We start from the raw sequence: 13,112 nt of genomic DNA on the forward strand, positions 1-13,112 counted from the left end.
ATGACCGAGGCGACCGATCCCGAGCTGCCCCCGACCGTCCCGGAAGGTATTCCACTGCTCGAGCGGGAGACCCCGCCGGCCGACGACGCCCGGCCCGAGGTGCTCATCATCACCGGGATGTCGGGCGCCGGCCGGACCCGCGCGGCGGCCGTGCTGGAGGATCTCGACTGGTACGTGGTGGACAACCTCCCGCCGAAGATGCTGCTCGCGCTGTCCGGGATGATGACCCAGGCCGACGGCGGCGTCCGTCGCCTGGCCGCGGTGGTCGACGTGCGCAGCCGGGAGTTCTTCTCCGACCTGGTCCAGGTGCTCGCGGACCTGCGTACCCGGCAGGTCGACTACCGGATCGTGTTCCTGGACGCCGCCGACGAGGTCCTGGTCCGCCGGTTCGAGCAGGTGCGTCGCCCGCACCCGCTGCAGGGCGACGGCCGGATGCTCGACGGGATCGCCGAGGAGCGACGGCTGCTGGACCACCTGCGCTCGCGCGCGGACGTCGTGATCGACACCAGCGACCTCTCCGTGCACGATCTGGCCCGCCAGGTCCGGGACGTCGTCGCGGGGGAGTCCGGGGACCGCAAGATCCGGATCACCACGGTCTCGTTCGGGTTCAAGTACGGGCTGCCCCTGGACGCCGACCACGTCGTGGACGTGCGCTTCCTGTCGAACCCGTACTGGGTGACCGAGCTGCGGCACCTCAACGGCCGGGACGACCCGGTCCGCGACTACGTCCTCGGCCTGCCCGGGGCTGAGGAGTTCGTGGACCGCTACGTCGCCGCGATCGAGCCGGTGCTCGCCGGCTACCTCACCGAGCAGAAGCCCTACGTGACGATCGCGGTCGGTTGCACCGGGGGCAAGCACCGCTCGGTCGCCATCAGCGAGGCGATCGCCGGCCGGCTGCGCGCCGCCGGGCAGAGCGTCCGCACCGTGCACCGTGATCTGGGCCGCGAATGAGAGCCACCGCACCCGCCTGGTTGGGTGCCGCCCGGCCCGATGCGCTGCGCGTGGTCGCCCTCGGGGGTGGCCACGGGCTGGCCGCGACCCTCGGCGCCCTGCGCCACGTCACCCGGGACGTCACCGCCGTGGTGACCGTCGCCGACGACGGCGGCTCGTCCGGGCGGCTGCGTCAGGAGCTCGGGGTGCTCCCGCCGGGCGACCTGCGGATGGCGCTCGCCGCACTGTGCGACGAGTCCGACTGGGGGCATACCTGGGCCGACGTCCTGCAGCACCGGTTCAGCTCCGACGGCCCGCTCGACGGCCACTCGGTGGGGAACCTGCTGATCGTCGCCCTCTGGGAGCTCCTCGGTGACCCCGTGGCCGGCCTCGACCTGATCGGGCAGCTGCTCGGCTCCCGCGGCCGGGTGGTTCCGATGGCGGCGGTGCCGCTCGGGATCGAGGCGGAGGTGCAACTGCCGAACGGGCCCACCGACCAGCCCACCGTGGTCCGCGGTCAGAGCCGGGTGGCGGTGACCTCGGGCCGGGTCACGAAGGTGCGGCTGACCCCCGAGGAGCCGCCCGCCTGCGAGGAGGCCGTGACCTCGATCATGGGCGCCGACTGGGTGATCCTCGGGCCCGGCTCCTGGTACACGTCGGTGATGCCGCACCTGCTCGTTCCCGGCATCGCCCGGGCCCTGCACGAGACCTCGGCGCGGATCGCGCTGACCCTCAACCTCTCCACGCAGGCCGGGGAGACGGACGGGTTCAGTGCCGCGGACCACCTGCGGTCGCTGCGTGAGTACGCCCCCGACCTGCGCGTGGACGTGGTGATCGCCGACCCGGGCGCCGTCGAGGACCTCGACGACCTCAGCGCGGCGGTCTCGACGGTGGGGGGGGCCATGCTGCTACGCCAGGTCAGCGCCGGTGACGGCACACCTCGCCATGACACCCTGCGGCTCGCTGCCGCCTACCGTGATGCGTTCGACCGCTTCCTCTCCGACGTCGGAGAGCGGTCACGATGAGTGGGAGGATGACCCTCATGTCCCTGACGGCCGAGGTGAAGGATGAGCTGGCCCGGCTCCGCGTCGACAAGATGTCCGCGCGCAAGGCCGAGGTCGCGGCGACCCTCCGGTTCGCGGGCGGTCTGCACATCATCTCCGGCCGGATCGTCATCGAGGCCGAGCTCGACACCGGGATCGCCGCACGGCGCCTGCGCCAGGCCGTCCACGAGGTGTTCGGGCACACCAGCGAGGTGATCGTGGTCTCCGGCGGTGCGCTGCGGCGCGGCAACCGTTACGTGGTCCGGGTGGTCAAGGACGGCGAGGCGCTCGCACGGCAGACCGGCCTGCTGGACTCCCGGGGACGCCCGGTCCGGGGGCTGCCGCCACACGTGGTGAACGCCAGCCTCGGCGACGCCGTCGCGGCCTGGCGTGGTGCGTTCCTCGCCCACGGCTCGCTGACCGAGCCCGGGCGCTCCTCTGCCCTCGAGGTGACCTGCCCCGGCCCGGAGGCGGCGCTCGCACTCGTCGGTGCCGCGCGGCGGCTCGGGATCGGTGCGAAGGCCCGGGAGGTCCGCGGCGTGGACCGCGTGGTCATCCGGGACGGGGACGCGATCGGCGCCATGCTCACCCGGATGGGCGCCCACGACGCGGTCATGGCCTGGGAGGAACGGCGGATGCGCCGGGAGGTGCGGGGCACCGCGAACCGGCTCGCGAACTTCGACGACGCGAACCTCCGCCGGTCCGCTCAGGCCGCGGTGGCCGCGGGCGCCCGGGTGGAGCGGGCCTTCGAGATCCTCGGCGAGGACGTGCCCGACCACCTGCTCAGCGCCGGCCGGCTGCGGCTGGAGCACAAGGAGGCGAGCCTGGAGGAACTCGGGCAGCTCTCCGACCCGGCCCTCACGAAGGACGCGGTCGCCGGACGGATCCGCCGCCTCCTCGCGATGGCCGACAAGAAGGCCGCGGAAGCGGGCATCCCGGATACCGAGAGCAACCTGACCCAGGACATGCTCGACATGTGACACCCCACACCCGGCGGGACCTTCGCCCGGGAGCAGGGGCCGCCCACGGGTGTACCTTTGGAGGTGGTGAATGGCCCACCATGAGGCAACAATCGAAGGGTCATCACACTCCCACAGACTCGCGCGTGAGCGCGAAGACCGACAGACGCTATGCGCGCAGTGAGCGCGCGAGGAGGAAAACGTGACCATCCGCGTCGGAATCAACGGCTTCGGCCGCATCGGACGGAACTTCTACCGGGCCGCCCTGGCCAGCGGGGCTGACATCGAGGTCGTCGGTGTCAACGACCTGACCAGCAACGAGACCCTGGCGAACCTGCTGAAGTTCGACTCGATCCTCGGCAAGCTGGACCGCCCCGTGTCCTTCGGCGAGGACACCATCACCGTCGGTGACCACACGTTCAAGGCGCTCGCCGAGCGCGACCCGGCCGCCCTGCCCTGGGGTGAGCTCGGAGCGGACATCGTCATCGAGTCCACGGGCATCTTCACGGACGCCTCGAAGGCCCAGGCGCACATCGACGCGGGCGCCAAGAAGGTCATCATCTCCGCCCCGGCGAAGAACGAGGACGCCACGTTCGTGGTGGGTGTCAACCACACCGACTACGACCCGGCGACCCACAACATCATCTCGAACGCCTCCTGCACCACGAACTGCCTCGCGCCCCTGGCCAAGGTCATGGACGAGAAGTTCGGCATCGTGCGTGGCCTGATGACCACGGTGCACGCCTACACCGCCGACCAGAACCTGCAGGACGGCCCGCACAAGGACCCGCGTCGGGCCCGCGCCGCCGCCCTGAACATCGTCCCCACCTCCACCGGTGCCGCGAAGGCGGTCTCCCTGGTGCTCCCGCAGCTCAAGGGCAAGCTGGACGGTTACGCGCTGCGCGTCCCGGTCCCGACCGGTTCGGCCACGGACCTCACCTTCACCGCCTCCCGTGAGGTGACCGTCGAGGAGGTCAACGCCGCCGTCAAGGAGGCCGCCGAGAGCTCCGAGCTCAAGGGCCTGCTGGTGTACTCGGAGGACCCGCTGGTCTCCACCGACATCGTCACCGACCCGGCCTCGAGCATCTTCGACTCCGGTCTGACCAAGGTGATCGGCGACCAGGTCAAGGTCGTCGCCTGGTACGACAACGAGTGGGGTTACTCCAACCGGCTCGTGGACCTCACGGTCTACGTCGGCGAGAAGCTCTGACCAACGCTTCGCACATGAGGGCGCCCGCGTACCGGTTGTACGCGGGCGTCGTCATGTCCCGATCCGAACCATCTCCTTGGAGGCAGCAGCCATGAAGACCATCTCCGACCTCGGCGACCTGCGCGGGAAGCGCGTCCTGGTCCGCTCCGACTTCAACGTGCCGCTGGACGGCACCACGATCACCGACGACGGCCGAATCCGCGCGGCCCTGCCGACCATCAAGACGCTGGTCGACGGCGGAGCGAAGGTCATCGTGACCGCTCACCTCGGTCGTCCCAAGGGGGCGCCGGAGGACAAGTACTCCCTTGCGCCGGTCGCGGCGCGGCTCGGCGAGCTGCTCGGGCAGGACGTCGTCCTCGCGCCCGACACGGTCGGCCCGGGCGCGCAGGCGGCCGTGTCCGCTGCCGCTGACGGCGACGTGGTCCTGCTCGAGAACATCCGGTTCGACCCCCGGGAGACGTCCAAGGACGACGCCGAACGCGGCGCGCTCGCGGACGACCTGGCGGCCCTCGCAGACGCCTACGTCTCCGACGGCTTCGGCGTCGTGCACCGCAAGCAGGCCAGTGTCTACGACGTCGCGACCAAGCTGCCGGCCGCCGTCGGCGGTCTCGTGCAGAGGGAGGTTGAGGCCCTGCGGAAGGCGACCGAGGACCCGGAGCGGCCCTACGTCGTCGTCCTCGGCGGCTCCAAGGTCTCCGACAAGCTCGGCGTGATCGCCAACCTCCTCACCAAGGCTGATCGCCTGCTCATCGGAGGCGGCATGGTGTTCACCTTCCTCGCCGCCCAGGGGCACAGCGTCGGCAAGTCGCTGCTCGAGGAGGACCAGATCGACACCGTCAAGGGGTACCTCGCCACGGCCGCCGAGAAGGGCGTGGACATCGTGCTCCCGACGGATATCGTCGTCGCGCCCGAGTTCAAGGCAGACTCCCCGGCCACCGTGGTCGCGGCGAGCGAGATCCCCGACGACCAGATCGGCCTGGACATCGGCCCGGAGTCCGGCGCCGTGTTCGCCGAGGCGATCGCGTCCGCGCGGACCGTCGTCTGGAACGGCCCGATGGGCGTGTTCGAGTTCCCGGCGTTCGCGGGCGGCACGAAGGCGGTGGCGCAGGGTCTCGTGGACGCCACCGCGGCCGGCGCGTTCACCATCGTCGGCGGCGGCGACTCCGCGGCCGCGGTGCGCCAGCTGGACTTCGACGAAGCCGGCTTCAGCCACATCTCCACCGGTGGCGGCGCCTCCCTCGAGTTCCTCGAGGGCAAGGTCCTGCCCGGCCTCGACGTCCTGAACTGACCCGTCCCACGAACCGAAGGAAGGCACCACAGATGGCGACCAGCCGCACCCCGCTGATGGCGGGCAACTGGAAGATGAACCTCGACCACCACGAGGCCACGCACACCGCGCAGAAGCTGGCCTGGACCCTCAAGGACGCGAAGCACGACTTCACGTCCGTCGAGGTGGTGGTCTGCCCGCCGTTCACCGACCTGCGTTCGGTGCAGACCCTGGTCGACTCCGACAAGCTCGAGATCGGCTACGGCGCGCAGGACCTCTCCGCGCACGCCAAGGGCGCCTACACCGGCGAGATCTCCGCCGCGATGCTGGCCAAGCTCGGCGTCGGCTACGCCGTGGTCGGTCACTCGGAGCGACGCCAGTACCACGGCGAGGACGACGCCCTCGTGAACGCGAAGTCCAAGGCCGCGCTGGCCGCGGACATCATCCCGATCGTGTGCGTGGGCGAGGGCCTGGAGATCCGGCAGGCCGGCGACCAGGTGTCCTACACCCTGGCCCAGGTGGACGGCGCCTTCGCCGGGATCTCCGAGGCCGACGCCGCCCGCTCGGTCGTCGCCTACGAGCCCGTCTGGGCCATCGGTACCGGTGAGGTCGCCACCCCGGAGGACGCCCAGGAGGTCTGCGGCGCGATCCGTCGGCGGCTCGCCGAGCTGTACTCGGCCGAGGTCGCCGACTCCGTGCGCGTCCTCTACGGGGGCTCGGTGAAGTCCGGGAACGTGGCCTCGATCATGGCCCAGCCCGACGTCGACGGTGCCCTGGTCGGCGGGGCCAGCCTGGACCCGACCGAGTTCGCCGCGATCGTGCGCTACCAGTCGCACGACGTCGGCCTCTAGGACGAGCGGTGGGCGACGGCGCGGGGACGATGCGTGAAGTCCCCGCGCCGATCGCGTAAACTCACCAGGGGTTCCACGGGTGCGCGCCGTTCGCGCACGCCCACTACACGTGAGGAAGTACTGACGACGTGACGGTAATGACCATCGTCCTGCAGGTCCTGCTGGTGCTCACCAGCGGCGTGCTGATCATGACGATCCTCATGCACAAGGGCAAGGGCGGCGGCCTCTCCGACATGTTCGGCGGCGGCATGTCCTCCAGCCTCGGCTCGTCCGGTGTGGCCGAGCGCAACCTCAACCGCATCACGATCGGATCCGCCGTGATCTGGGGGGTTGTGGTTGTGCTGTTGGGTCTCATCCAGAAGTTCACGATCTGAGCAGGGAGTCTTCACGTGGCTGGTGGTAGTGCAATTCGGGGTTCGCGCGTCGGCGCCGGACCGATGGGCGAGGCCGAGCGGGGCGACGCCGCGCCGCGGGTGTGGATCTCCTACTGGTGCGCGTCGGGCCACGAGACCCGCCCGAGCTTCGCCCAGGAGCCCGGCATGGTGGTCCCGGAGACGTGGGACTGCCCGCGCTGCGGCCTGCCCGCCGGTCAGGACCAGGCGAACCCGCCGTCGGCCCCCAAGAACGAGCCGTACAAGACCCACCTCGCGTACGTGAAGGAGCGCCGTACCGACTCCGACGGCGCCGCCCTCCTCGACGAGGCGCTCGCGGCCCTGCGGGCCCGGCGCGGCGGCTGACGCGCGGTCCGAACTGCCCGCTGGGCCCGGCCCCACCGAACTGCCTGATGTGGTGTGGTTCCGACGTACCGGTACGTCGGAATCACGCTGCTCCCGCGACTACCCTCGAGTCCCGGCACTCTCCGTGTCGGCACCCATCGGTTCAGCCGACACCAGGAACGGGCGCAGCAGCCCCGGCACGGCCTCATCGGCGAGGTCGAGGCCGGCTCCCTCACCCACGTCGACGACGGAGTACCTGCCCCGGCTCGCGGCCGTGGTGGCCGTCACCGTGAGCACGCCGACCCGTCGTTGGAACACCGACTGCCGGATCCGCCAGCCGATGATCCCCGGCCGGGACAGGGCCACGGTGCTGCGCCGGATGCTGCCGCGGCGGGCCACCAGGTGGTCCGGGGTGAGGGCGTTGCCGAGGCTGCGGGCGCCGTCCACGGCGACCGCGACCGCGACCACCGAACCGATGATCGCGGCGACGATCATGACCGAGGTCCAGAACGCCGTCGGGCGGGTAAGGCCCACCAGCACGCCGACCGCGGCGACCAGCCCGACGACCACCAGCCCGGCCCGGAACAGCCGCCGGTTCCGGGCCGCCCGCGGGTGCGGACTGAGCCCCGGTAGGGCCTCGCCGAGGAGTCGTTCGGCGACGGCGACCGGGACGGCCCGGGGTGAGGCCGGCACCAGGGTGGCCGACTCCTGCTTCTCGGCGTCGGCGCTCAGGCCGGTGGCCAGGACGTCCAGTCGCGCCGCCCGGGCGAGGCGGATCCCGAGCGGCTCCACCAGGTCGACGCCGCGCACCCGGGCCTCGTCGAAGCTGATCGACCGGGACGTGAGCAGCCCTCGACGCACCCGCAGGGTGCCGTGCGCACGTTCCAGCCGGTAGCCCCACCAGGCCTCGAGGCCCAGGGCGGTCAGGCCGATCGCGCCGAGCACCACGAACACCACGACGGCGCCCAGCAGCGCCGGCCAGGCCCCGAACCGGTCGGCCAGGGTCTGTGCCCACTCCACCGGCAGCCCGGGCACGCCGAACCACTCCGCCACCTGGAACACGGCCCCCGCCGCGCCGGCGGCGATCAGCAGGGTGAAGATCGACAGGGGCACGTACCGGACCCACTGCGGCGACCAGGACGCCAGAGCCGGGGCGGAGTCGGCATCGGCCCCGGTGCCCGTGTCGGTCCGGGCCCGGTGGAGCAGGTCGGTGCGCAACCGCTCACCCCCGGCCCTGGTGATCGGGTCCAGCACGATCGTCTGACCGTCGCCCTCGCTGACCTTCTCCCCGGTGCCGATGGACAACCGGACCAGCCCGAACGCCCGCAGCAGCACGTTCGCGGTCAGGTCCACGTTCCGGATCCGTTCCCGGGCCAGGGACCGGCGGCGCTTGAACAGGATGCCGCTGTGCATCTCGAGGCGGCTCTCGGTGAGCCGGTACCGGGTGGTGCGCCAGCGCAGGTGGTCGGCGATCGCGGAGCCGATCGTGACCGCGAGCGTGCCGCCCACGCACCAGGCGAGCGCCGCGGGCCCGGCCTCGCTCTGCGCCCAGATCGGGACGACGATGAGGACCGAACTGCCCGCGAAGACCGCGAACAGCGTGATCGCGGTGACGAGCACGGTCCTGCGGTCGAGGATGAGCCAGTCGGTCTCCACCTCCGGTTCGCCGGGCGGCGTCGCCGCCGAGGTCGCGAGGTCCTCGGCGCCGTTCACGTCGCGTCCCCGGGGGTGGCGTTGGTGACGATCGTCAGCTCGTGCGCGAGCTCGGTGGCCTGGGCGTCGTCGAGCCCGGCGATCGACACCGGTCCCGCCGCCGACGCCGTGGTGACCACCACGGTGGCGAGCCCGAACGCCCGCTGCAGCGGCCCACGGGTGGTGTCCACGGTCTGGATCCTGCTCATCGGCGCCACCCGCCAGGTCTGCCAGAAGTACCCGGTCCGGGTGTACACGGCGTGCTCGGTGACCTCCCACCGGTGCTTGGCGTACCACCACAGCGGCAGCGCCACGGCCAGCCCACCGCCGACCACGATCACGACGGCGGCGGGGCCGAGCAGCCAGACCCGGGCCGGCGCGATGATGATGCCGAGCACCACCAGCGGCAGCGCGATCACGGCGGTCCAGATGATCGCGCTCCAGCGCCACCAGGCGACCACCCGGCGGTCGTACCGGTGCCGCGGCGGGCGCAGCTGCATCCCGGTCGTACGCGGCGCCGGCATCAGCGCACGTACGCCAGGACGATGCCGTCGTAGCCCTTGCTCCCGACGGTCTGCAGCGCCGTGGCGTCGACGCGCTGCTCCGCGACCAACGTGGCGAGCGCGTCGACCATCGCGCGGGTGCCCCGGACGTCGGGACGGTCGCTCTGCGGATCGGTGACCGCGCCACCGCGCACCACGTTGTCCACGACGATCAACCCGCCGGGCCGGGTCAGGCGCAGTGCCCAGTCGAGGTAACCCGGGTTGTTCTGCTTGTCGGCGTCGATGAAGACGAGGTCGAACGGTGCGTCGATGTCCGCCGCGACGCCCGGGAGGGTCTCCAGCGCGGACCCGACCCGAACCTCGACGAGGTCCTGCAGGCCGGCCCGCTCGATGTTCTCCCGGGCGATCCGGGCGTGTTCGGGGGAGTACTCCAGGGTGATCAGGGCGCCGTCGACGGGCAGCGCCCGGGCCAGATGGATCGTGGAGTACCCGAACAACGTGCCGACCTCCAGGACCCGCCGCGCCGAGACGGTGCGGGCCAGCACGCCGAGCAGTCCGCCGAGGAGGTCCGAGACCTGGATCTGGGGCAGGTCGGAGCCGGCCTCGACCGACTCGGTCAGGACCCGGTCGCGGGGGCGGAGACGGTCGGCGAAATAACGGTCGACTTCGGTCCATCGTGCGGTGTCCATACCCCGATCCTGACAAACCCGGAGGGTCCTGACCAGGGGTGCACCGATCCGCTACGGTGACACGCGAGGGGGTCGATGGGGCCATCTGCCCACACATCGCCGCAGAATCCGGCGGCATTCGGTGTGTGGAATCGATAGCGTGCTCCCTGTTGCCGACCTCGCGTTGCGCGAACACATTCGACGCCAGTACCGAAGGGAGAACGGATGAGCGGCGATGCACCACTCCCGCAGTCCGCATCACCGAGGACCGAGCCGGGTGACCTCACGCCGGAGCTCGTCGAGACCGATATCTGGACCGACGACATGGTCGCGCGCGCGGGCATCCCCGTGGTCCCCGTGCCGTTCGTGACGGTGGGTGGCGGCATCGGTTCCTTCGTGACCGTGGACTACCTGCGGATCTACGGCGTGCCGGCGCAGCAGATCGTGGTCCTGACCGGCCTCGACGTGCCCTGGCAGAGCTACGAGTACCTCACCCGGGTCTCGCAGATCCCACGCACGGAGCGGCTCCGCTCGGACTCCCAGTCCCGACCGGACAACATCTGGGGCTTCCCGTCCTACGCGGTCTCCGAGGCGTTCGCGGCGAAGAACCTCAAGGATTTCCTGTGGCCGCTGTGGAACGTGTTCACCGAGCCGATCCTGACGAACTACTACACCCCGAGGGCGGGGCAGGCCTTCTCCGGCATGGAGAAGGAGATGAACCGGATCGGCTATCTGCAGTCCGTGCGCAAGGGGCAGGTCCGGATGGTCCGCCGGCGTGCCGGGGGCGGCTACTACACGATCCTGACCCCGCCCGCGGGGGCCGCGCCGACGAAGCGGATCGCCTACCAGAGCCAGTACGTGCACATCGCGATCGGTTACCCGGGCCTTCGGCTGCTGAAGGACCTGCAGGACTACCGGCTCACGTACCGCGATCCCACCAAGGTGGTGAACGCGTACGAGCCGCACGAGCACGTCTACGACCAGTTGCGGATCCGTCCGGGCAAGGTGGTCGTGCGCGGTGGCGGCATCGTCGCGTCCCGGGTGCTGCAACGGCTCATCGACGACCGGGACAAGTACCACCTTCAGACGGAGATCCTCCAGGTGTTCCGGACGTTCTACACCGGGCCGCACGGGAAGGACATCTTCAACCGGCGTCCCGGCGGGCACGGATGGGCCTACCAGGGCTTCAACTACCCGAAGTCGGTGTGGGGCGGCCAGCTGAAGGAGAAGATGGCCAAGCTCGAGGGCGAGGCCCGCGCGCAGGCCTACGAGGAGATGGGCGGCACGAACACCCCGTTCCGCCGGAACTGGCTGGAGCAGCTCAAGCGGGGCCGGTCGCAGGGCTGGTACCGGGAGATGCAGGGCACGTTCGACAACATCCGCCCGGGGCCGAACGGCGCCGGCGTGGTGGTCGCGATGGACACCCAGCACGGCCGGCTCGAGGAATACGCCGACTTCGTGATCGACTGCACCGGCCTCGAGGCGGACATCCGGGAGAGCCGCGTGCTCGCGGATCTGCTCGACCACAGCGGCGCCGGCCGTAATCCCAAGGGGCGCCTCGACGTCAACGCGCAGTTCGAGGTGATCGGCACCCGCAGCCGCCCGGGCCGTCTGTACGCCTCCGGGAGCTCGACGCTCGGCGGCCCGTTCCCGGGCGTCGACACGTTCCTGGGGCTGCAGATCTCCGCCCAGGAGATCGCCGACGACCTCGCCCGAGTGGGCTTCGTGAAGAGAATGGGTCCGGGACGGTCCATCGCGCAATGGTGGCGCTGGGCCCGGAACCGGCCGATCTAGGAAGGCAACCGTGCTACCCACCCTGAACGGCCGACTTCAGTCACGGATCCTCGTCACCGCCATCCTCGGCGGGATCTGGACGCTCCTCATCACCCCCGTGCTGCCGACGGGTGCACCGCTGGGCGAGAGTTACCGGACGACCTTCATCATCCTGCTCACGGTCATCGTGCTCGGCGTCCTCTGGGAGTTCCTCTACCACTTCCTCCAGCAGTTCCGGTGGGAGAAGGACTGGCCCTCGAGCTGGGGCCTGTTCACCGGGATCAACGAGGGCCTGCTGATCTGGCTGCTGATCAACGTCGGCGGGGTCCCCGGCGTCGCGCACGTGCCCGGCTGGGCCTACCTGATCCAGTTCGTCACCACCTGGTTCCTCATCTGGGCGGCCCAGAACGGACCGTTGCGGGTTCCGTTCATCCGCTGGCGTTTCAATGGAGGTCGTTTCCTGTGAAGGTGAACTTCGACGATGTTCCGGCACGCGTCCACCCGGGCCGCCACCACCTGGTGCGGCTGCCGGGGGTGGTCGCGATCATCCGGACCGACCCGGGCACCGACCCGGACGCGGCGAACGACCTGCTGGAGCGCATCCAGACGTCCTCCCGGACCGCGCCGACGGCACCCGGGCGCGACCTCGCCCGGCAGCTGTCCATCTGGCTGAGCCGGTTCGAGGAGACCAACGGGGTGGCACCCGGCTTCGGGGCCATCTCGGCCAGTGAGGACGGCGTCGCGATCTTCCTGTACGGGGACGTGAGCGTCACCGAGCGCACCGGTGCGGCCGACCTGCCCGCAGAGGACCGGGTCGCCCTCTTCGGCAAGGACGCGGCGTTCACCGTGGACCGGCTGCTGCCGTGGCCCGCGGGAGCGCTGCAGCTGATCGCCGATGACGACGCCGACGGCGAACTGGACATCCCCGAAAACGCCGCGGATGCCCTCGCGGCCGCCGAGGGCCCGATGCCCGACTGGGCCGGGTTCCACCGGGGCGTCACGCCCGGCGGCGGTGTGCTCCTCGGCCCGATCACCGCGCACATGGGCGACCCCGTCGCACCAGTCCCGGCGCCGTCGTCCGCCAGCCACCTGGCCGACGTCCCGGTGCCGTCCGGGCCCGCGCCGCACGCACCGGTGCCGGGCGCGTCGGCCACGCTGGTCGGCTCCGTCTACGACGCCGAAGCGATGTCCGACGGCGCCGCGATGGCCGGCGAGGACGTGGCCGGCGGTGCGACGGCCGACGACGAACTGGCCGACGCGATGGCCCACGGCGGCCCGCACGGTGAAGCCATGAGCGACGCCGAGGCGAATTCGGACGGGGAGTCCATGGCCGGCGCCGACGGGCCGATGGCCCAGGCGGCGGCCGAGCCCGCCAGCCCGGCGTCCCCCTCGGCCGGGACGCCGGTGGTCCCGCCGCCGCCGTCCGCGGGGACCCCGGTGGTGCCCCCGGCCCCGTCGGCCGGCACGCCCGTGACGCCCGAGCCGCCGGCGGGTGCAAAG

The 13,112-nt window shown here is 71.3% G+C and carries 13 protein-coding genes and 1 pseudogene; 11 read left to right on the forward strand and 3 right to left on the reverse strand.

Going from position 1 to position 13,112, the window contains the following annotated elements; genetic code table 11:
- From rapZ to EXU48_RS18470, 8 genes are all read left to right on the forward strand, one after another.
- Window positions 1-951: an RNase adapter RapZ gene (gene rapZ, locus EXU48_RS18435; protein ID WP_133109141.1), complete on the forward strand. Its 951-nt coding sequence runs from the start codon at window positions 1-3 to the stop codon at window positions 949-951.
- Window positions 948-1,955 carry a gluconeogenesis factor YvcK family protein gene (locus tag EXU48_RS18440; RefSeq protein WP_133109142.1) on the forward strand — a complete coding sequence of 336 codons (1,008 nt, stop codon included), beginning with the start codon at window positions 948-950 and terminating at the stop codon, window positions 1,953-1,955. Before rapZ ends, EXU48_RS18440 begins: the two co-directional genes overlap by 4 nt.
- Before the next feature lie 17 nt (window positions 1,956-1,972).
- The gene (gene whiA / locus EXU48_RS18445; RefSeq protein WP_133109176.1) at window positions 1,973-2,953 is read left to right on the forward strand and encodes a DNA-binding protein WhiA; all 981 of its coding nucleotides are present in this window, start codon (window positions 1,973-1,975) and stop codon (window positions 2,951-2,953) included.
- Window positions 2,954-3,134: 181 nt separating this feature from the next.
- Window positions 3,135-4,142 carry a type I glyceraldehyde-3-phosphate dehydrogenase gene (gap, locus tag EXU48_RS18450; RefSeq protein ID WP_133109143.1) on the forward strand — a complete coding sequence of 336 codons (1,008 nt, stop codon included), beginning with the start codon at window positions 3,135-3,137 and terminating at the stop codon, window positions 4,140-4,142.
- A 91-nt stretch (window positions 4,143-4,233) separates the two neighbouring features.
- Entirely contained in the window at window positions 4,234-5,430 is a 1,197-nt protein-coding gene (locus EXU48_RS18455) for a phosphoglycerate kinase (protein ID WP_133109144.1), read from the forward strand.
- Window positions 5,431-5,462: 32 nt separating this feature from the next.
- Window positions 5,463-6,260 (forward strand): triose-phosphate isomerase, encoded by a 798-nt coding sequence (tpiA, locus tag EXU48_RS18460; RefSeq protein ID WP_133109145.1) that lies wholly within the window; start codon window positions 5,463-5,465, stop codon window positions 6,258-6,260.
- A gap of 137 nt (window positions 6,261-6,397) precedes the next feature.
- A complete protein-coding gene (gene secG / locus EXU48_RS18465; RefSeq protein ID WP_407938757.1) occupies window positions 6,398-6,634 on the forward strand; it encodes a preprotein translocase subunit SecG in 237 nt (78 codons plus the stop codon).
- Between the two features lie 15 nt (window positions 6,635-6,649).
- Window positions 6,650-6,997, forward strand: a complete 348-nt coding sequence (locus tag EXU48_RS18470; RefSeq protein WP_133109147.1) for an RNA polymerase-binding protein RbpA — start codon at window positions 6,650-6,652, stop codon at window positions 6,995-6,997.
- A gap of 99 nt (window positions 6,998-7,096) precedes the next feature.
- Here the strand turns inward: EXU48_RS18470 and EXU48_RS18475 are convergent, their stop codons facing one another.
- Genes EXU48_RS18475 through EXU48_RS18485 form a run of 3 tightly spaced genes read right to left on the reverse strand, consistent with a single transcriptional unit; the run spans window position 7,097 to window position 9,860 of the window.
- Entirely contained in the window at window positions 7,097-8,689 is a 1,593-nt protein-coding gene (locus EXU48_RS18475) for a PH domain-containing protein (protein ID WP_207947814.1), read from the reverse strand.
- Window positions 8,686-9,192 (reverse strand): PH domain-containing protein, encoded by a 507-nt coding sequence (locus tag EXU48_RS18480; RefSeq protein ID WP_133109148.1) that lies wholly within the window; start codon window positions 9,190-9,192, stop codon window positions 8,686-8,688. The genes EXU48_RS18475 and EXU48_RS18480 overlap by 4 nt, the downstream gene beginning before the upstream one ends.
- Entirely contained in the window at window positions 9,192-9,860 is a 669-nt protein-coding gene (locus EXU48_RS18485; protein ID WP_133109149.1) for an O-methyltransferase, read from the reverse strand. The genes EXU48_RS18480 and EXU48_RS18485 overlap by 1 nt, the downstream gene beginning before the upstream one ends.
- A 204-nt stretch (window positions 9,861-10,064) precedes the next feature.
- On the opposite strand from EXU48_RS18485, the gene EXU48_RS18490 reads away from it, so the two are divergent.
- The 3 genes and pseudogenes from EXU48_RS18490 to EXU48_RS18500 form a co-directional block, all read left to right on the forward strand.
- Window positions 10,065-11,633: an FAD/NAD(P)-binding protein gene (locus EXU48_RS18490; protein WP_133109150.1), complete on the forward strand. Its 1,569-nt coding sequence runs from the start codon at window positions 10,065-10,067 to the stop codon at window positions 11,631-11,633.
- A gap of 10 nt (window positions 11,634-11,643) precedes the next feature.
- Window positions 11,644-12,078: a hypothetical protein gene (locus tag EXU48_RS18495; RefSeq protein ID WP_133109151.1), complete on the forward strand. Its 435-nt coding sequence runs from the start codon at window positions 11,644-11,646 to the stop codon at window positions 12,076-12,078.
- Between the two features lie 2 nt (window positions 12,079-12,080).
- A pseudogene (locus EXU48_RS18500) lies at window positions 12,081-13,112 on the forward strand (hypothetical protein); the annotation flags it as partial.

It is taken from the genome of Occultella glacieicola, assembly GCF_004353825.1.
Taxonomy (GTDB): domain Bacteria; phylum Actinomycetota; class Actinomycetes; order Actinomycetales; family Beutenbergiaceae; genus Occultella; species Occultella glacieicola.